The sequence below is a fragment of the Burkholderia sp. 10_S31 genome, assembly GCF_056930375.1.
In genome coordinates this window covers 1,478,629-1,495,695 of record NZ_JBXOWK010000003.1, presented here as the reverse complement: position 1 = coordinate 1,495,695, position 17,067 = coordinate 1,478,629, and the positions used below count along the sequence as shown (strand labels likewise).

Annotated in this window: 20 protein-coding genes; 6 read left to right on the top strand and 14 right to left on the bottom strand. The window is 67.0% G+C overall.

The window, feature by feature from the left end; genetic code table 11:
• Window positions 1–26 precede the first annotated feature (26 nt).
• The 10 genes from AC1Z3W_RS27045 to AC1Z3W_RS27000 all read right to left on the bottom strand — a co-directional run bounded on the left by AC1Z3W_RS27045 (window position 27) and on the right by AC1Z3W_RS27000 (window position 9,477).
• The gene (locus tag AC1Z3W_RS27045) at window positions 27–1,046 is read right to left on the bottom strand and encodes an ABC transporter permease (protein ID WP_483508830.1); all 1,020 of its coding nucleotides are present in this window, start codon (window positions 1,044–1,046) and stop codon (window positions 27–29) included.
• The gene (locus AC1Z3W_RS27040; RefSeq protein ID WP_057924426.1) at window positions 1,043–2,656 is read right to left on the bottom strand and encodes a sugar ABC transporter ATP-binding protein; all 1,614 of its coding nucleotides are present in this window, start codon (window positions 2,654–2,656) and stop codon (window positions 1,043–1,045) included. Before AC1Z3W_RS27040 ends, AC1Z3W_RS27045 begins: the two co-directional genes overlap by 4 nt.
• Before the next feature lie 138 nt (window positions 2,657–2,794).
• Complete coding sequence (locus tag AC1Z3W_RS27035) at window positions 2,795–3,745, bottom strand: sugar ABC transporter substrate-binding protein (protein ID WP_124833048.1); 951 nt, start codon at window positions 3,743–3,745, stop codon at window positions 2,795–2,797.
• Between the two features lie 301 nt (window positions 3,746–4,046).
• The gene (locus tag AC1Z3W_RS27030) at window positions 4,047–4,178 is read right to left on the bottom strand and encodes a DUF805 domain-containing protein (RefSeq protein ID WP_148095686.1); all 132 of its coding nucleotides are present in this window, start codon (window positions 4,176–4,178) and stop codon (window positions 4,047–4,049) included.
• On the bottom strand, window positions 4,179–4,274 hold the full coding sequence (locus AC1Z3W_RS27025; protein ID WP_124833049.1) for a DUF805 domain-containing protein: 96 nt from the start codon (window positions 4,272–4,274) through the stop codon (window positions 4,179–4,181).
• Between the two features lie 111 nt (window positions 4,275–4,385).
• Complete coding sequence (locus tag AC1Z3W_RS27020) at window positions 4,386–5,312, bottom strand: CysB family HTH-type transcriptional regulator (protein ID WP_124833050.1); 927 nt, start codon at window positions 5,310–5,312, stop codon at window positions 4,386–4,388.
• An 80-nt stretch (window positions 5,313–5,392) separates the two neighbouring features.
• Window positions 5,393–6,451, bottom strand: coding sequence for a sulfate/molybdate ABC transporter ATP-binding protein (locus AC1Z3W_RS27015; RefSeq protein WP_057924423.1), 1,059 nt, complete (start codon window positions 6,449–6,451; stop codon window positions 5,393–5,395).
• Between the two features lie 13 nt (window positions 6,452–6,464).
• Window positions 6,465–7,412 (bottom strand): sulfate ABC transporter permease subunit CysW, encoded by a 948-nt coding sequence (gene cysW / locus AC1Z3W_RS27010; protein ID WP_057924422.1) that lies wholly within the window; start codon window positions 7,410–7,412, stop codon window positions 6,465–6,467.
• Window positions 7,409–8,305: a sulfate ABC transporter permease subunit CysT gene (cysT, locus tag AC1Z3W_RS27005; RefSeq protein ID WP_057924421.1), complete on the bottom strand. Its 897-nt coding sequence runs from the start codon at window positions 8,303–8,305 to the stop codon at window positions 7,409–7,411. Before cysT ends, cysW begins: the two co-directional genes overlap by 4 nt.
• 134 nt (window positions 8,306–8,439) lie before the next feature.
• Window positions 8,440–9,477 (bottom strand): sulfate ABC transporter substrate-binding protein, encoded by a 1,038-nt coding sequence (locus AC1Z3W_RS27000; RefSeq protein ID WP_057924420.1) that lies wholly within the window; start codon window positions 9,475–9,477, stop codon window positions 8,440–8,442.
• 264 nt (window positions 9,478–9,741) lie between these two features.
• Between AC1Z3W_RS27000 and lexA the strand changes: the two genes are divergently transcribed.
• From lexA to AC1Z3W_RS26985, 3 genes are read left to right on the top strand one after another with little or no spacing between them, the layout of a single operon-like run.
• Window positions 9,742–10,389: a transcriptional repressor LexA gene (lexA, locus tag AC1Z3W_RS26995; RefSeq protein ID WP_006754655.1), complete on the top strand. Its 648-nt coding sequence runs from the start codon at window positions 9,742–9,744 to the stop codon at window positions 10,387–10,389.
• 26 nt (window positions 10,390–10,415) lie between these two features.
• On the top strand, window positions 10,416–10,754 hold the full coding sequence (locus AC1Z3W_RS26990) for a hypothetical protein (protein WP_057924419.1): 339 nt from the start codon (window positions 10,416–10,418) through the stop codon (window positions 10,752–10,754).
• Between the two features lie 29 nt (window positions 10,755–10,783).
• Complete coding sequence (locus AC1Z3W_RS26985; RefSeq protein WP_483508828.1) at window positions 10,784–11,482, top strand: DUF2939 domain-containing protein; 699 nt, start codon at window positions 10,784–10,786, stop codon at window positions 11,480–11,482.
• A gap of 92 nt (window positions 11,483–11,574) precedes the next feature.
• Here AC1Z3W_RS26985 and AC1Z3W_RS26980 read toward each other — a convergent pair whose 3' ends face one another.
• Window positions 11,575–12,072 (bottom strand): universal stress protein, encoded by a 498-nt coding sequence (locus tag AC1Z3W_RS26980; protein WP_057924417.1) that lies wholly within the window; start codon window positions 12,070–12,072, stop codon window positions 11,575–11,577.
• Here AC1Z3W_RS26980 and AC1Z3W_RS26975 point away from each other — a divergent pair.
• The 3 genes from AC1Z3W_RS26975 (at window position 12,071) to AC1Z3W_RS26965 (ending at window position 14,152) form a co-directional block, all read left to right on the top strand.
• Window positions 12,071–12,235, top strand: coding sequence for a hypothetical protein (locus AC1Z3W_RS26975; RefSeq protein ID WP_160327430.1), 165 nt, complete (start codon window positions 12,071–12,073; stop codon window positions 12,233–12,235). The two genes, AC1Z3W_RS26980 and AC1Z3W_RS26975, sit on opposite strands and share 2 nt — an antisense overlap.
• Before the next feature lie 162 nt (window positions 12,236–12,397).
• Window positions 12,398–13,312 (top strand): nodulation factor ABC transporter ATP-binding protein NodI, encoded by a 915-nt coding sequence (gene nodI / locus AC1Z3W_RS26970; protein ID WP_057924416.1) that lies wholly within the window; start codon window positions 12,398–12,400, stop codon window positions 13,310–13,312.
• 6 nt (window positions 13,313–13,318) lie between these two features.
• Window positions 13,319–14,152: an ABC transporter permease gene (locus AC1Z3W_RS26965; protein ID WP_483508825.1), complete on the top strand. Its 834-nt coding sequence runs from the start codon at window positions 13,319–13,321 to the stop codon at window positions 14,150–14,152.
• A gap of 48 nt (window positions 14,153–14,200) precedes the next feature.
• Here the strand turns inward: AC1Z3W_RS26965 and AC1Z3W_RS26960 are convergent, their stop codons facing one another.
• The 3 genes from AC1Z3W_RS26960 to mnmH form a co-directional block, all read right to left on the bottom strand.
• A complete protein-coding gene (locus AC1Z3W_RS26960; RefSeq protein ID WP_057924414.1) occupies window positions 14,201–14,623 on the bottom strand; it encodes a hypothetical protein in 423 nt (140 codons plus the stop codon).
• Between the two features lie 221 nt (window positions 14,624–14,844).
• Window positions 14,845–15,903, bottom strand: coding sequence for a permease (locus AC1Z3W_RS26955; protein WP_124833054.1), 1,059 nt, complete (start codon window positions 15,901–15,903; stop codon window positions 14,845–14,847).
• Window positions 15,900–17,027 carry a tRNA 2-selenouridine(34) synthase MnmH gene (mnmH, locus tag AC1Z3W_RS26950; RefSeq protein WP_483508824.1) on the bottom strand — a complete coding sequence of 376 codons (1,128 nt, stop codon included), beginning with the start codon at window positions 17,025–17,027 and terminating at the stop codon, window positions 15,900–15,902. Before mnmH ends, AC1Z3W_RS26955 begins: the two co-directional genes overlap by 4 nt.
• Window positions 17,028–17,067: the final 40 nt, after the last annotated feature.

The window sequence follows — 17,067 nt, the reverse complement described above, 5'->3', positions numbered from 1 at the left end:
TCTCTGGTCTGCTTTCTGTGTAGTTCTTACCGGGCGCGCGCGCGCCGGCTGCGATACGTATCGAGCACGACCGCCACCACGATCACCGCCCCGGTGATGATCCGTTTGGTCGGCTCGTTCGCGCCGATCTGCGCCAGCCCTGCGGCCAGCACGGAGATGATCAACACGCCGAAGAACGTGCTGATCACCGAGCCGCGCCCGCCCATCAGGCTCGTGCCGCCAATCACGACGGCTGCGATCACCTGCAGCTCGAGGCCCACGCCCGCGTTCGGGTCGGCGGCCTCGAGCCGCGAAATCTGGAACAGCGACGCGAGCCCTGCGAGCGCGCCCATCAATGCGAATACGATGATTTTATACGGCTGCGGGTTAACCCCGGCAAGCCGGACAGCCTCTTCGTTCGTGCCGATCCCGACCAGATAGCGCCCGAATACGGTGCGCGTGAGCACGAACTGCGCCGCAAGCATCACCGCAACCGCGATCAGGAACGCCGGCGAGATGCCCAGCGCGATGGGGTTCGACAGGAAATCGAACGCGTCGCCGATGTAGGCCGTGCGCGAATTCGTCAGCTGGTATGCGACACCGCGCGCGGCCTCGAGCACGCCGAGCGACACGATGAACGACGGAATCCGCCAGCCGACCGTGATCGCACCGGTCAGCGAACCGGTCAAGGTCGCGATCGCGATCCCAATCAGCGCGGCCGGCAGCGGCCCCCACTGCCATTTCAACGCGGCCACGCTGACCATCGACGCGGCCAGCGCCAGCACCGAGCCGACCGACAGGTCGATGCCCGCGATGATCAGCACGAAGGTCATTCCGACCGACATCACGACGAGATCGGGAATCTGGTTCGCGATCGTACTGAACGTATCGTAGGTCAGGAAATGCGAGCTCAGCACCGAAAACAGCGCGATCATCGCGGCGAGCGCGCCGGCGAGCCCGAGGTAGTTCGACAGGCCGAGCCGCGTGCCGGACAGCGTGCGCGCGCGGCGCCCCGTCACGTCCTGCTGCGCGCCTGCGTCGGTCGGGGATACGGGAGGCTGGGTCATTGCGGTCGTCCTGTCGTCGAAGTGCCGGAAGCCGCGCGCGGCGCGCTTTCCGCATCCGGATGCCGCGTGCCTTCCGGCAGCGCTTCGCGGCCGAAGCCGGCGAACGCCGCGGCCAGCAGCGCATCCTGGGTCCAGTTGCCGCGTTCGAACACGGCGGTCATGCGGCCGGCCGACATCACGCCGATCCGGTCGCAGATCAGCATCAGCTCGCGCAGGTCGCTCGATACGACCACCAGCGCGCGGCCGTCGCGCGCGAGCGCGCCCATCAGCGTGTAGATCTCGAATTTGGCGCCGACGTCGATTCCGCGGGTCGGCTCGTCGAACAGCAGCACGCCCATGTCGCGCGCGAGCCAGCGGCCGATCACGACCTTCTGCTGGTTGCCGCCCGACAGTTCGCCGACCGCCTGCGCGGCGCCGTGCGTGCGGATCCGCAACGCGTCGATCTGCTGCTCGGCGAGCGCCGTCTCGCGCGCCGTGTCGACGATGCCGCCGCGCGCCAGCCGGTCAAGCTGGCCGAGCGACACGTTCGACGTGACCGACTGCGACAGCAGCAGCCCTTCGCCCTTGCGGTCCTCGGTGATCAGCGCGATGCCGTGCCGCACCGCGTCGACGGGCGACCCGATGCGCGCCGGCTTCAGCGGATCGCCGACCGCGATCATCCCGGCGTCCGGCGTGTCCGCGCCGTAGATCAGCCGCAGCAATTCGGTGCGCCCCGCGCCGATCAGCCCCGAGATGCCGAAGATTTCGCCCGAGCGCACCTCGAGCGACACGTCCTGCACGGCCGTGCCGCGCGTCATGCCCGACACGACGAGTCGCGGCGGGCCGATCCGGCGCGTGCCGAGATCGATGTGCTCGCCGATCTCGCGCCCGACCATCAGCGTGACGAGCCGGTCGGACGTCGTCGCGGCCATGTCGCCGACGTGCACGAGCCGGCCGTCGCGCAATACCGCGACGCGCTCGGCGACGCGCGCGAGCTCCTCGAGCCGGTGCGAGATGTAGACGATCGCCACGCCGCGCGCCTTCAGCCGGTCGATCTGCTCGAACAGCAGCTCGACCTCGCGTGCAGTCAGCATCGCGGTCGGCTCGTCGAGGATCAGCACGCGGCAGTCGCCGATCAGGTTGCGCGCGATCTCGACCATCTGCTGGTGGCCGATGCCGAGCGCACCGACCGGCGTATCGGGGTCGACCGCGTCGAGCCCGACCTGCGCCATCGCGGCACGCGCATCGTCGCGCAGCCGCGCGCGATCGATGATGCCGAAGCGGCGCGGCAGACGATTCAGGAACAGGTTTTCGGCGACCGTCAGCGTCGGCAGCAGGTTCAGCTCCTGCATCACCATGCGCACGCCGAGCGTCTCTGCCTGCGTGCGGCTCGCCGGCGCATAGGCCCGGCCGCCGAGCTGCATCGTGCCGGTCGTCGGGTCGACGAGCCCGCCGATGATCTTCGACAGCGTGCTCTTGCCCGCGCCGTTCTCGCCCGTCAGCGCAAGCGCTTCACCCGGCGCGAGGGTCAGCGTGACGTCGGCGAGCACGGGTTCGGCGTAGGTCTTGCCCACGCCCGAGACGGACAGCACGGGAACGGCTGAACGGGAGGGTTGGAAGGTCGGTTCCATCGCGATCCTGGTTGCGGCCGCGCGCACGCGGCGCGCGGGTATGACGCTCACAAGTGCAGCAGTGGCCGTGATCGCGCTCACACCGTATAACGGCCGCCAGCCCGGATTCTTGAGGGCGGCGGCCGTGACGGGGCGGCGTTACTTCGTCACGAGATCCACCGGCGTCTCGACCACACCGGACATGTCGGCCTGCTTGCGGTGCTCGGCGATCGCCTTGAGCGCCGTGTCGATGCCGAACACGGCCTGCTTCGCCGCGTACTGGTCGGCGGTCGCGAGCACGCGACCGTCCTTCAGCATCGGCTTGATCGCGTTGATGTTGTCGTAGCCGACCACGAACACCTTGCCCTGCTTGCCCGCCGCCCGCACGGCCGACACGGCGCCGATCGCCATGTTGTCGTTGCCGCACAGCAGCGCCCGCAGGTTCGGGTATTCGTTGAGCATCGCGGACGCGACCGCATTGCCCTTGTCGATCTCCCATTCGCCCGACTGCACCGACACGACCTTCATCCCGCCCGCCTTCATCGCATCCTCGAAGCCGGCCGTGCGCTGCTGCGCGTTGGTCGTCGTCGACACGCCTTCGACGATGCCGACCTGATCGCCCGCCTTCAGCCGCTTCGCGAGGTAGTCGCCGATCTTGCGCGCGCCCTTGCGGTTGTCGGGGCCGACGAACGGCACGTTCAGGTTCTTCGACTTCAGCACGTCCGGATCGAGCCGGTTGTCGATGTTCACGACGATGATGCCCGCGTCGACCGCCTTCTTCACGACCGGCACGAGCGCCTTCGAATCAGCCGGCGCGATCACGATCGCATCGACCTTCGACACGATCATTTGCTCGACGATGCGGATCTGGTTCGCGGTATCGGTCTCGTCCTTGATACCGTTCGTGATCAGGTCGAACTGGCCGGCGTTGTGCTTCTGGTATTCCTTCGCGCCGTTTTCCATCGTCAGGAAGAACTCGTTGGCGAGCGACTTCATTACGAGCGCGACCTTCGGCTTGGCCGTGGATTGCGCATGGACGGCCGGTGCGGCGGCGACCGCGACTGCGGCAAGCGCGGCGGTCAGGAATCGACGGCGAAAAAGGACATTCATACACATCTCCTGGCGACGGGCCCGAGGGCCGGATTATTGTTCGACTGTTGTTTTAATGTGAGCAAACGTTTGCGTCACACTACCCACACATTGGCCATCGATGCTGCTTGTCGGTACCACGGAATGGAAGCGAGGCAGACGGCCGACTGCCTGGCGCGTGCTGTCGTCGACGCGCCACCGCCGGCGGGACGCCGGCGGAGTGAAGGCTATGCTGTACCGTTTCGGTTCGACGCGCAACCCGTCTGATCAATAATTAAGGGTTTTTTCGGAGCGCGCGGCTGCGCATGCCGATTGCGGTGTGTTATACCGAGTTCCGCGGCGTCGCTTCGTCGCGATCGTCCGACGGCGGCTCGCCGAAGCGATTCGCGTGCGGCGTGCCGGCAATGAAGCCGTTCATCACGAACAGCGCGATCGCGCCGACGATCGGCAGCATTCACCACCCCGGCTTGTCGGTGTCGTGCAGGCGCTTCACGCCCACTGCTATCGACGACCACCCCGAAACGACCGCGATCGCGAACAGCACGAGCATCGAAAGTGCGCCGCGCGGGCACACCGTGACGGCACGAAACCGGCGTCATGGCGGCCCGCATGCAACGCGTCCGGCGCGCGCTTGCCGCGCCCCCGAAACGTCGCCCCGCCGTCAGACCGCTTCGCGCAGCAGCCCGGCGATTTCCGCCTCGGTCAGGTGCGGCGCGAACATCTCGATCAGCCGGTACGCATACGCGCGCAGGAACGCGCCCTTGCGCAGCCCGACACGCGTCGTGCTTGCTTCGAACAGGTGCTGCGTGTCGAGCGCGACGAGCCCGGTGTCGCGCTGCGGATCGAAGGCCATCGCCGCGACGACGCCGATCCCCATCCCGAGCTCGACGTAGGTCTTGATCACGTCCGCATCGATCGCGGTCAGCACGACGTCGGGCACGGCGCCGGCCTGCGAGAACGCCTGGTCGATGTGCGAACGGCCCGTGAAGTCCTGGTCGTACGTGATGATCGGGTACTCGGCGATTTCGTCGAGCGTCAGGTTCTCGCGGCCGACGAGCGGATGCCCCTTCGGTACGACGACCGTGTGGTGCCACGAATAGCACGGGAACGTGACGATGTCCGGATAGCGATCGAGCGCCTCGGTCGAGATGCCGAGATCGGCTTCGCCGTTCAGGATCATCTGCGCGATCTGCTGCGGGCTGCCCTGACGCAGCGCGAGATGCACCTTCGGGAACACGTCGGTGAACTGGCGGATCACCTTCGGCAGCGCGTAGCGCGCCTGCGTGTGCGTCGTCGCGACGACGAGGTGGCCGCTGTCCTGGTCCGCAAACTGGCGTGCGACGCGGCGCAGGTTTTCCGCATCGAGCAGCATCCGCTCGATCAGCTGGTGCACGGCCTTGCCGGGCTCCGTGAGCCCCGTGAGCCGCTTGCCGCGCCGGATGAAGATGTCGACGCCCAGTTCATCCTCGAGATCCTTGATCTGCTTCGACACGCCCGACTGCGACGTGTACAGCACGTTCGCGACTTCCGTCAGGTTCATGTTCTGGCGCACGGCTTCGCGCACGAAACGCAATTGCTGAAAATTCATGGGTATGCCTCTTAGGCTGTCGTTGTTCGAATGTCGATTCGGAGCGGTAGCCGCCCTCTTCTCTTTACCGGGTTCGGGCGTCAGTGTGCGGGAAATACCCGCACCGCGCGCGGCACGGCCGTCGCGCCGTCGCCGACCTGCAGCGCGAGCGCACGCCATGCGTCGCGATCGAGCTCCGCTTCGAGTGCGCCGCCGGTACGCGCCTCGAGTTCGACCCGCACCGAGCCGCCGAGCGGGATCACGCGGCGCACGTCGACCGCGATGCCGTCGCGATGGCCGTCGCCGGCCGGCCACAGCTGCAGGTCGTGCGGCCGCACGTACGCGTTCGCGGGGCCCGCGAAATCGGCGTCGACCGCGATCGGCGCCGCCGCCCCCTCGGCGACGAAGCCGCGCCCGGCGACCGTGCCCGGCAGCCGGTTCGCCGCACCGAGAAACTCGTAGACGAACGCGCTTTGCGGATGATCGTAGACGTCCTGCGGGCTGCCGGCCTGCTCCACGCGGCCGCGGTTCAGCACGACGATCCGGTCGGCCACTTCCAGCGCCTCTTCCTGGTCGTGCGTGACGAAGATCGTCGAGATGTGCAGGTCGTCGTGCAGGCGCCGCAGCCAGCCGCGCAGTTCCTTGCGCACCTTCGCGTCGAGCGCGCCGAACGGCTCGTCGAGCAGCAGCACCTTCGGCTCGACCGCGAGCGCGCGGGCCAGCGCGATCCGCTGGCGCTGGCCGCCCGACAGCTCGGACGGATAACGCTGCGCGAGCCAGTCGAGCTGCACGAGCTTCAGCAGTTCGTGCACCTTCTCGCGGATCACGGCTTCCGACGGCCGCTCGCGGCGCGGCTTCACGCGCAGCCCGAACGCGACGTTCTCGAATACGGTCATGTGACGAAACAGCGCGTAGTGCTGGAACACGAAACCGACCTGGCGATCGCGCGCGCCGACCGACGCGACGTCGAGCCCCTGCAGCACGACCTGTCCGGCGTCCGCGTGCTCGAGGCCCGCGATCACGCGCAGCAGCGTGGTCTTGCCGCAGCCGGACGGCCCGAGCAGGGCGACGAGCTCACCCGGCGGGAAGTCGAGCGACACGTTGTCGAGGGCGGTGAAATCGCCGAAGCGCTTCTGAAGGTGACGGACGGTGATACCCATTCTGGTTGCCTCTTTACGATTTCGACGAAATGGCGGCGACGGGGCCGGCATGAGCGGGAACGTCATCGCGTGCACCAGCCAGTTCGGCGGCCAGATGACGCTCGGCGAGCAGCTTCAGCCCGAGCGTGACGAGCGCGAGCAGCGCCAGCACCGATGCCACCGCGAACGCTGCCGCGAAGTTGTATTCGTTGTACAGAATCTCGACGTGCAGCGGCATCGTGTCGGTCACGCCGCGAATGTGGCCGGACACGACCGACACCGCACCGAACTCGCCCATCGCGCGCGCGTTGCACAGGATCACGCCGTACAGCAGGCCCCATTTCACGTTCGGCAGCGTCACGCGCCGGAAGATCTGCCAGCCCGACGCGCCCAGCACGCGCGCGGCCTCTTCCTCGTCGGTGCCTTGTGCCTGCATCAGCGGGATCAACTCGCGCGCGACGAACGGGAACGTGACGAAGATCGTCGCGAGCACGATGCCCGGCACCGCGAAGATGATCTGTACGTCATGGTCCTGCAGCCACGGCCCGAGCCAGCCCTGCGCGCCGAACAGCAGCACGTAGACGAGGCCCGAGATCACCGGCGACACGGAGAACGGCAGGTCGATCAGCGTGGTCAGCAATGCCTTGCCGCGGAATTCGAACTTCGCGATCGCCCACGACGCGCACACGCCGAACACGAGATTCAGCGGCACCGCGATCACGGCGACGGTCAGCGTCAGCTTGATCGCCGACCAGGCGTCGGGATCGGCGAGCGATTCGAGATAGAAGCCAACGCCCTTGCGCAGCGCCTCGAAGAACACCGCGGCGAGCGGCACGACGAGGAAGAACGCGAGGAACGCCAGCGCGACGCCGATCAGCAGCCAGCGCACGGCGCGCGGCTCGCTGACGGGGTCGAGCCGTTTCGCGGCGCTCACGCGCGCGGCGGACGGATTGTTCAGCACGGCACTGGACTCCTGGCTCATTGCTGGCCTCCTGCTGCCGAGGTGACGGTGACGGTCGACGGCGCGGGGCCGCTCGCCCCCTTGCTCGTCCGGCGCTGCAGATGCCACTGCAGCGTGTTGATCAGGAGCAGCATCAGGAACGACACGACCAGCATCACGACCGCCAGCGCGGTTGCGCCCGCATAGTCGTACTGCTCGAGCTTCGTGATGATCAGCAGCGACGTGATTTCGGATTTCATCGGCACGTTGCCGGCAATGAAGATCACCGACCCGTACTCGCCGAGCGCGCGCGCGAACGCCAGCGCGAAGCCGGTGAGCAGCGCCGGCAGCACGGCCGGCAGCACGACGCGGCGGAACGTCAGCCAGCGCGATGCGCCGAGGCACGCCGCGGCCTCCTCCTGCTCGCGCTCGAAATCCTCGAGCACGGGCTGCACGGTGCGCACGACGAACGGCAGCCCGATGAAGGTCAGCGCCACCAGCACGCCGGCCGGCGTAAACGCGATCTTGATGCCGAACGGCGCCAGATACTGGCCGACCCAGCCGTTGGTCGCATAGACGGCTGCAAGCGAGATGCCGGCGACCGACGTCGGTAGCGCGAACGGCAGGTCGACGATTGCGTCGACGATGCGCTTGAACGGAAACGTGTAGCGCACCAGCACCCACGCGACGAGAAAGCCGAACACGGCGTTGATCAAGGCGCCGCCGAGCGCGGCGGAGAACGTCAGCCGGTACGACGCGAGTACGCGCGGCGACGCGACGGCGGTGACGAACTGGTCCCACGACAGCGTCGCGGTCTTCAGGAACGTGGCGGCGAGCGGGATCAGCACCACGAGGCTCAAATAGGCCACCGTGATGCCGAGCGTCACGCCGAAACCGGGCAGCGCGCTCGGCTTGCGAAAGGTGTACGTCGTCATCGGATGCTCTTGCTGGGTCGTTGCTGCTCACGGGTCCGACGCAAACGCCGGCGCGAGGCGTCGCGCCGGCGGACCGTCGGGGATGCGGCGCGCTGTCGTGGCGCGCCGCTGTCGTTATGGGTTGCTGCCTGGCGTTACTGCGGCTTGTAGATCGAGTCGAACACACCGCCGTCCGCGAAATGCGTCTTCTGCGCATTCGTCCAGCCGCCGAACGTGTCGTCGACCGTGTACAGCTTCAGCTTCGGGAACTGCTTCGTCAGGTTCGCCGGCACGTTCTTCGAACGCGGACGGTAGTCGTTGCGCGCCGCGATCTCCTGGCCCTGCGGGCTGTACAGGAAATTCAGGTAGGCCTCGGCCAGCTTGCGCGTGCCCTTCTTGTCGACCACCTTGTCGACCACGGCAACGGGCGGCTCGGCCAGGATGCTCACCGACGGCACGACGATCTCGAACTTGTCGGTGCCGAATTCCTTGACCGACAGGAACGCCTCGTTCTCCCACGCGATCAGCACGTCGCCGATCCCGCGCTGCACGAAGCTCGTCGTCGCACCGCGCGCGCCCGAGTCGAGCACGCCCGCATTCTTGTAGAGCTTCGTCACGAATTCCTTCGCGGTCTGCTCGTTGCCACCCGGCTTGTGGACGGCGTACGCCCATGCGGCCAGGTAGTTCCAGCGCGCGCCGCCCGAGGTCTTCGGGTTCGGCGTGACGATCGAGATGCCCGGCTTCGTCAGGTCGTCCCAGTCCTTGATCCCTTTCGGGTTGCCCTTGCGCACCAGGAACACGATCGTCGACGTGTACGGCGACGCGTTGTCCGGCAAGCGCTTCTGCCAGTCCTTGTTGACGAGCCCCTTGTTGGCGAGCGCGTCGATGTCGTAGGCCAGCGCGAGCGTCACGACGTCGGCCTGCAGGCCGTCGAGCACCGAGCGCGCCTGCGCGCCCGAGCCACCGTGCGACTGCTTGAAGTTGACCGTCTCGCCCGTCTTCGCCTTCCACTCCTTGCCGAACGCCTGGTTGAAGTCCTGGTACAGCTCGCGCGTCGGGTCGTAGGACACGTTCAGGAACGTCGTATCGGCCTGGGCATGTGTCGCGACGCCCAGCGCCGCCGCCGCGCCCAGCGCGAGTGTTGCGATCAGGCGGCCCGCTCCGCCCGCCAGCCCCGTATTGCGCTTCGCCATCCTTGGTTCTCCAGTGTTGTCGGTATTGCGATGTCGGGCCAGTCTAGCGAACGGGTTACATGATTAAAAATAATCGTTCTTCATTTTTTAATACTCAAAAGTGCTAACGCAGACGGGACGGACGGTTGCGGCAGACGAACCGGCGTCCGGACATCGCGAAATCGCGCCGGAACCGGCGCGATCGCGTCGAACCTCAAGTAACACTTGAAATTCGCGAAGTACTGTATAAAAATACAGCTCACTGTCTATCCATACAGTTCAGCCATGACCAAACTCACCGCCCGTCAACAGCAAGTGTTCGACTTGATCCGCCGCGCGATCGAGCGCTCCGGTTTCCCGCCCACGCGTGCCGAGATCGCGGCCGAGCTGGGTTTCAGCTCGCCGAATGCGGCCGAGGAGCATCTCCGTGCGCTGGCGCGCAAGGGCGTGATCGAGCTGGCCGCCGGCGCGTCGCGCGGCATCCGCCTGCTCGGCATCGACGATGCGCCGCACCAGTTCACGCTGCCGCACGCCGGCCTGATGCAACTGTCGCTGCCGCTCGTCGGCCGGGTCGCGGCCGGTAGCCCGATCCTCGCGCAGGAGCATATCTCGCAGCATTACGCGTGCGATCCCGCGCTGTTCACGAGCAAGCCCGACTACCTGCTGAAGGTGCGCGGCCTGTCGATGCGCGACGCCGGCATTCTCGACGGCGACCTCCTCGCCGTGCAGAAGCGCACGGAAGCGAAGGACGGCCAGATCATCGTCGCGCGTCTCGGCGACGACGTCACGGTCAAGCGCCTGATGCGCCGGCCCGGCGGCCTCGAGCTGATCGCGGAGAACCCGGATTACGAAAACATCTTCGTCAAGGCCGGCAGCGCGGAATTCGCGCTGGAAGGCATCGCCGTCGGGCTGATCCGCTCGGGCGAACTCTGACAATCGGTCTCGCTGAGGAGAACATCATGGAACGCCTTTCCCGTTTGCTGCCTTTCCGTCAATTCGGTCGCCTGCGTCACCTGCGCGGCCGCACGCCCTGCGCACCGCTGTCCGCCGCGGCGCCCGTGGTGAGCCAAGAAGTCGCAGTTGAACGGCAGGCGTCGCTGCTGCCGTCAGCGCTCCCCGCATTCGCGCGGGTCTCGCTGAACGCCGGCCTGAATCACGCGGAACCGGCGCGCCGTGCACCCGTGCGCGTCTATCACGGTCGATCGCGGCTCATCATGGTCGGGACGATCGATGCCGTGTGCCGGATGATCGATCGCTGCATCGACGAGGAACGATCGGCCACGCACGGCGGTCTCTGATTGCGGAACCTGTCCGCACCGGAGGCATCGTGACTGGATCTTCGGGCCGCGCCTGGCGGCTCAAGCCCCTGCTGATCGTCGTGCTGGCCGTCGCCGCCCTGGTGGCGATCGGCTATGCATACGCGTCGCCGTACGTCGCGCTCAGTCGCCTGAAATCGGCGATCGACGCGCGCGATGGGCAGGCGGTCAGCGAATATGTCGATTTTCCGTCGCTGCGCATCAGCCTGAAGCAGCAGGTCACGGACGAGTTGATGCGCCGGATCGACGCGGTCAAGAAGGACAATCCGCTCGCGGTGATTGGCGCGCTGATCGGATCTGCATTGATCGGCCCGCTGGTCGATGCCTATGCGACACCGGAAGGTGTGGCGGCGCTGATGAGCGGCATCCCGCCGCGCGGTAATCCGGGCGAGCGGCCACCCGAATGGTCGGGCCCGCCGTCAGGCGGTGCGCCCGGAAACGCACCGGCCGTGCCGCCGGCCAATCCGGCGAGCGCACCCGTACCGGGCAGCAGTCCCACCGCCTCGGCTGCGCCTGCACCCGCGCCAGCGCCAGCGCCAGCGAGCCCAAGCGATGCGGGTCATCCGCAGCAAACGAGTGCCGGCTACAGGAATATCGATGAATTCGTCGTGACCTACCAGCGCAGTGCCGACGGCACACGCTATGCGGCGATCTTCCACCGCTTCGGCCTGTTCTCGTGGAAACTGTCCGCGATCGACCTGCACGCGTAAGCGGTCGCGATCGGACCAGGCGCCGCTGATGCGGCACGGCACGCGACCGGCCTGAATCGCAGGACAATCCGGCCGGTCACGCGATTACTGCGTCACTTGCCGTTCGCGGTGGCCGCTTCGCGTTCGCGCGCGATCTCGGCCTTTTGCTCTTCGGCCGACGAGCATGCGACCAGAATGCTGCAGCTCACGCGATCGAGCAGTTGCGTGTTGCCCGACCCCATCCACCATCTCGACAACCCGCTGCGGCACCGATGGCCGACGACGACGAGGTCGGCCTTCAACTCCGTCGCGAGATTCGCGATTTCGTCGATCGGATAGCCGAACGCGAAATGGCCTTCCGCCTGGACGCCACGCTCGCGCAGCCAGTTCACGCCTTCCTGCAGGATCTCGCGCGCGGTTTCCTCGAAGCGGCCGCACGCGACGTCGGTCAGCAACCCTGCGCTTTGCGCGATGCTCGAGCGCATGTCGACCACCGACAGCAAATGCGTTTCCGCCTTCAGGTCCAGCGCGAGATTGGCACCGCACCGCAATGCCTTGCGTCCTTCGAGCGTGCCGTCGTAGCACAGCAGAATCTTGTTGTAGCTAGCCATGAAACCTCCCTATCGCGACTACGTGCCCTATGCACTCATCATGGTGCGCCGCAATTCCGGACGCAAGGGATGGAAAACGCTGATTCGCCACGCGGGGCGCGTCGGCGATGATGCGGTGCACGATCCGTGCGCGCATGCACCGTGCCGCACGGGCATGCCCTGAAGAGACGCAGCCGATGCACTAGAATGGCCCGTTCGTGCCGTCGGTGTGCGTTCGCCCCGATCATGCCCATGTGACACGCCTGCGCCGATCCGTTCGCACGCCGCATGCCCATCCGGCCGGCTGTGAAACACGCCCGCGCCCGCTTACAACGACAACCTGCCCATGTCCGTTGCACCGATCGATTTCCGGAACGTCGAAAAGCGCTACGGCGACAAGCTCGTCGTCAACGACCTGTCGTTCCACGTGCAGGCCGGCGAATGCTACGGACTGCTCGGGCCGAACGGCGCCGGCAAGACCACGACGCTGAAGATGCTGCTCGGTCTCGTGTATCCCGATGCCGGCGCCATTTCACTGTGCGGCGAACCGGTTCCGTCGCGCGCGCGGCATGCGCGCCAGCGCGTCGGTGTCGTCCCGCAGTTCGACAACCTCGATCCCGACTTCACGGTCCGCGAAAACCTGCTCGTGTTCAGCCGCTATTTCGGGATGTCCGCGCAGGCTGCACGCGCGCTCGTGCAGCCGTTGCTCGAGTTCGCGAAGCTGGAAAACAAGGCCGATGCGAAGGTCGGCGAGCTGTCGGGCGGAATGAAGCGGCGTCTGACGCTTGCCCGCGCGCTCGTCAACGATCCCGACGTACTGGTGCTCGACGAGCCGACGACGGGCCTCGATCCGCAGGCGCGGCACCTGATGTGGGAGCGGTTGCGCTCGCTGCTCGCGCGCGGCAAGACGATCCTGATCACCACGCATTTCATGGAGGAAGCCGAGCGCCTGTGCGACCGGCTGTGCGTGATCGAGGAAGGCCGCAAGATAGCAGAAGGCGCGCCGCATGCGCTGATCGAATCGGAGATCGGCTGCGACGTGATCGAGATCTACGGGCCCGACCCGGTCACGCTGCGCGACGAGTTGGCGCCGTTCGCGAAGCACACCGAGATCAGCGGCGAAACACTGTTCTGCTACGTGACCGATCCCGAGCCGCTCAGTGCACGACTCAAGGGTCGTTCAGGGTTGCGCTATCTGCATCGTCCGGCCAATCTGGAGGACGTGTTCCTGCGGCTCACGGGCCGCGAAATGCAGGACTGATCGATCATGGACGTACGCAACTATTCCGCCGCCGCGCCGTCCGCACCGCCACGCGAATCCCGCTTCGCGATCGCGCTGCCCGCGAATGCGACCAACTGGATCGCCGTATGGCGGCGCAACTATCTCGTGTGGCGCAAGCTCGCGCTCGCATCGCTGTTCGGCAACCTCGCCGATCCGATGATCTACCTGTTCGGGCTGGGGTTCGGGCTCGGCCTGATGCTCGGCCACGTCGACGGCGTGTCGTATATCGCGTTCCTCGCGGCCGGCACGGTCGGTTCGAGCGTGATGATGTCCGCGAGCTTCGAGTCGATGTATTCGGGCTTCTCGCGGATGCACGTGCAGCGCACCTGGGAAGCGATCATGCACACGCCGCTCGCGCTCGGCGACATCGTGCTCGGGGAGATTGTCTGGGGCGCGAGCAAGGCGTTGCTATCGGGCGTCGCGATCATGCTCGTCGCGGGCCTGCTCGGCTATGCGCAGTTTCCGTCGATGCTCGCGGCGCTGCCCGTGATCGCGCTCGCCGGCCTCGCGTTCGCGAGCACCGCGATGATCGTCACCGCACTCGCGCCGTCCTACGATTTCTTCATGTTTTATCAGACGCTCGTGCTGACGCCGATGCTGCTGCTGTCGGGCGTGTTCTTCCCGATCACGCAGCTGCCGCCGATCGCGCAGCACGCGGCGCACATGCTGCCGCTCGCGAACGCGGTCGAACTGATCCGGCCCGCGATGCTCGGCCGGCCGGCGACGGACGTCGGCCTGCATCTGGCGGTGCTCGCCGGCTATGCGGTCGGCGGATTCGTGGTCTCTGCGTGGCTGTTCCGGCGGCGGATGATGCGCTGACGGCCGGCGAGCACGGCGCCAGCTTGATACGACGAAACCACGACGACGTTACTCGTCGTCGTCGCTCCACGGGATCTCGACGTCGGTCAGGAACGCGACGGTCGCCAGCGGGCCGCCTTCCTGGCGGCCGAGCTTGCCGTCCGCGCGATGCCATTCGACGCGGAACTGCGTACCCGGATCGTCGGCGACCAGATAGACCGCACGCAGTTCTTCCGCGTCGGCTTCGTCTACCGGGCCGTCGAACGACACCAGCATCTTCTGCGGCCACAAGCCGTTCATCGGATCGTAAATGCGATCGCCCTGTGGAATCTCGATGCTGGCCTCGACGCCGATCGTGGCGGAGGCTTCGATGATCATCGTGCCGAGCGCGTTCAGCACGGCCGTCGCCCGCGCGGAATTGGCCTGGCGGATCGCGAGATCGCCGCGCGTCAGCGCCTTTTCGAGTCGAGGATGAATCTTCGGTTGGGTCATGCGTTTTCCTGTTTGCTTCTTGTAAAGGTCACCGCGCGTGAAGCAGCGGTGCCGGATAAATTACGACGATCGCGCGGCGGAATCAGCCTGCACGCGGCGCAACGGCCATCACGCAGGTTCGGTTGCCGGCTGCCGGGCCTGTCGTGCCCGTTGGCCGGTCGGGCACGCGAGCCGGACGTGTCCGGCTGTCGCGCCCGCTTGCCGTCCCGCCCGCGTGCCCGTCAGAACCCGAACGCGATCGCGAGCAGCCCGCTCGCGATCCCGAACACGACGACGAGGCCCGTGACGATCGCCAGCATGTAAGGCTTGAACGAACGCGCGAGCATCGCGAGCGACGGCACGCTGATCGGCGGCAGCGTCATCAGCAGCGCGGCGGCCGGGCCGACGCCCATGCCGAGCGACAGCATCGCCTGGATGATCGGCACCTCGCCGGCCGTCGGGATCACGAACAACGTGCCCGCGACCGCGAACGCGATGATCCAGCCGAGATGGTTGCCGATCTCCGGGCCGATGTGCGGGAACAGCCATGCGCGCGCCGCGCCGAGCAGCAGCACGAGCACGATGTATTCGGGCACGAGCCGCACGGCCATGCGCGCGAGCAGCTTGATCCAGCGGATGAACGGATTGCCGGCCGCGGCCTGCTCGGCCACCAGCGCAGCGAGTTGCGCGTCGTCGATGCTGCGGTCCTCCGGGCGCGCGACGCGGTTCAGCAGATAGCCGATCCCGAACACCATCGCAATGCCGAGCACGAGCCGCAGCGCGCTCCAGTGCCAGCCGAGCACGAAACCCATGAACACGAGCGCAGCCGGATTCAGCACCGTGTTGCCGAGCCAGAACGCGACCGCGCCGCCCGGCGACGCGTGCCGCGCGCGCAGGCCCGCGACGACCGGTGCCGCGCAGCACGTGCACATCATGCCGGGCAGCGACAGCAGGCCGCCCGCGGCGACACTGCCGAAGCCGGTGCGGCCGAGCGCGCGCGCGACCCAGTGCGCGGGCAGCAGCGCCTGCACGGCCGAACCGAGCAGCAGGCCGAGCACCATCGCCTGCCAGATCGCCTTGCCGTACGCCCACGCGTAGTCGAGCGCCGCCTTCAGCGACGGTTCGGGCGCGCTCGCCGACGTGCCCATCAGGATCGACTGGCCGATCGAATGATGCTCGGCGGCGACGAACGCCTTGTTGTAGTACGGGAACCATTTCACGTAGAACAGTCCCGCGACCGCGATTAGCAGGAAGGTCATCCAGCCGAGCGCCGGACTGGGTTGAGTGCGTGTGGTCGTCATCGTGTGGTGCTCGATTGGTCTTTCTCGGTTGTGGATTCCACGCCTGCCGCCAGCGCGGCCGACGCAGGCAGCCCCGCTTGCGCGAGCCGGGCCAGCAACGTGCGCGCCTGATCGCGCACGTCGGCCGCATTCGGCTGGAACGTGAACGTCAGCGCCAGGTTCGGCGTGTCGTACGTTGCACGGTAGGTGCGCGCATAGGCCGGATCGTAATGCTTGTCGATCAGTTCGGTGAACAGGTCGGCCCGCGCGTTGGCATCGATCAGCGCATTCCAGTGCGCCACCCGGTCCCGGCTGTGCAGGCCGATCAGCCGATGGAGCTGCGCCTTGAACGCGGCTGGATCGTCGAACAGGTGGGCGTAGTCTTCAAGGAGGAACGCGATGCGCTCGTCGTGCGCCGCGTCGACCTGCACCCACGGCCCGGCGTGAAACGCATCGATCAGCGCGATCGGCAGGTGCACGAGCCCGATCCTGCGGCTTTCCGATTCGACGAACACGGGCCATTCGGGGTCGAAATGCCCGAGTGTCTCGACGAGCCCCGAATCGAACCCCTTCTGCGACGGCTGCGGTTTTCCCGGCAGTGCGCCGAGCAACGAGCCGCGATGACGCGCGAGCGCCTCGAGATCGAGCGTCTGCGCCCCCACGTCGCGCAGCGCGTTCAGCAGTCGCGTCTTGCCGCAGCCCGTATGACCGACGAGCGCGATGTAGCGAAACCGCGTCGGCAGCGTGTCGAGCGTCGCGCACACCGAATGACGGTAAGACTTGTAGCCGCCGTCGAGCTGGCGCGCCTGCCAGCCGATCAGGTTGAACCAGGTCGTCATCGAGCCCGAGCGCTTGCCGCCGCGCCAGCAGTAGATCAGCGGCCGCCAGTTGCGCGGACGGTCGGCAAACGTGGTGTCGAGATGGCGCGCGATGTTGCGTGCGACCATCGCCGCGCCGACGCGCGTCGCTTCGTACGGCGACACCTGGCGGTACATCGTGCCGACGATCACGCGCTCCTCGTTGCTGAGCACGGGCGCGTTCAGCGCGCCGGGAATATGATCCTCGGCGAACTCGAGCGGCGTACGCACGTCGATGATCTCGTCGAACTCGCCGGCGCGATCGAGGGTGACAATCAGGTTCTTCAATTTGGCGTCGAACAGGGGCGATGCGGCTCGGCGAGCCGCA

What these genes read in the sequence shown, in the direction of transcription:
- AC1Z3W_RS27045 (WP_483508830.1), bottom strand. Translation starts at nt 1,046, where the DNA reads ATGACCCAGCCTCCCGTATCCCCGACCGACGCAGGCGCGCAGCAGGAC.
- AC1Z3W_RS27040 (WP_057924426.1), bottom strand. Translation starts at nt 2,656, where the DNA reads ATGGAACCGACCTTCCAACCCTCCCGTTCAGCCGTTCCCGTGCTGTCC.
- AC1Z3W_RS27035 (WP_124833048.1), bottom strand. Translation starts at nt 3,745, where the DNA reads ATGAATGTCCTTTTTCGCCGTCGATTCCTGACCGCCGCGCTTGCCGCA.
- AC1Z3W_RS27030 (WP_148095686.1), bottom strand. Translation starts at nt 4,178, where the DNA reads ATGCTGCCGATCGTCGGCGCGATCGCGCTGTTCGTGATGAACGGCTTC.
- AC1Z3W_RS27025 (WP_124833049.1), bottom strand. Translation starts at nt 4,274, where the DNA reads ATGCTCGTGCTGTTCGCGATCGCGGTCGTTTCGGGGTGGTCGTCGATA.
- AC1Z3W_RS27020 (WP_124833050.1), bottom strand. Translation starts at nt 5,312, where the DNA reads ATGAATTTTCAGCAATTGCGTTTCGTGCGCGAAGCCGTGCGCCAGAAC.
- AC1Z3W_RS27015 (WP_057924423.1), bottom strand. Translation starts at nt 6,451, where the DNA reads ATGGGTATCACCGTCCGTCACCTTCAGAAGCGCTTCGGCGATTTCACC.
- cysW (WP_057924422.1), bottom strand. Translation starts at nt 7,412, where the DNA reads ATGAGCCAGGAGTCCAGTGCCGTGCTGAACAATCCGTCCGCCGCGCGC.
- cysT (WP_057924421.1), bottom strand. Translation starts at nt 8,305, where the DNA reads ATGACGACGTACACCTTTCGCAAGCCGAGCGCGCTGCCCGGTTTCGGC.
- AC1Z3W_RS27000 (WP_057924420.1), bottom strand. Translation starts at nt 9,477, where the DNA reads ATGGCGAAGCGCAATACGGGGCTGGCGGGCGGAGCGGGCCGCCTGATC.
- lexA (WP_006754655.1), top strand. Translation starts at nt 9,742, where the DNA reads ATGACCAAACTCACCGCCCGTCAACAGCAAGTGTTCGACTTGATCCGC.
- AC1Z3W_RS26990 (WP_057924419.1), top strand. Translation starts at nt 10,416, where the DNA reads ATGGAACGCCTTTCCCGTTTGCTGCCTTTCCGTCAATTCGGTCGCCTG.
- AC1Z3W_RS26975 (WP_160327430.1), top strand. Translation starts at nt 12,071, where the DNA reads ATGAAACCTCCCTATCGCGACTACGTGCCCTATGCACTCATCATGGTG.
- AC1Z3W_RS26980 (WP_057924417.1), bottom strand. Translation starts at nt 12,072, where the DNA reads ATGGCTAGCTACAACAAGATTCTGCTGTGCTACGACGGCACGCTCGAA.
- nodI (WP_057924416.1), top strand. Translation starts at nt 12,398, where the DNA reads ATGTCCGTTGCACCGATCGATTTCCGGAACGTCGAAAAGCGCTACGGC.
- AC1Z3W_RS26965 (WP_483508825.1), top strand. Translation starts at nt 13,319, where the DNA reads ATGGACGTACGCAACTATTCCGCCGCCGCGCCGTCCGCACCGCCACGC.
- AC1Z3W_RS26960 (WP_057924414.1), bottom strand. Translation starts at nt 14,623, where the DNA reads ATGACCCAACCGAAGATTCATCCTCGACTCGAAAAGGCGCTGACGCGC.
- AC1Z3W_RS26955 (WP_124833054.1), bottom strand. Translation starts at nt 15,903, where the DNA reads ATGACGACCACACGCACTCAACCCAGTCCGGCGCTCGGCTGGATGACC.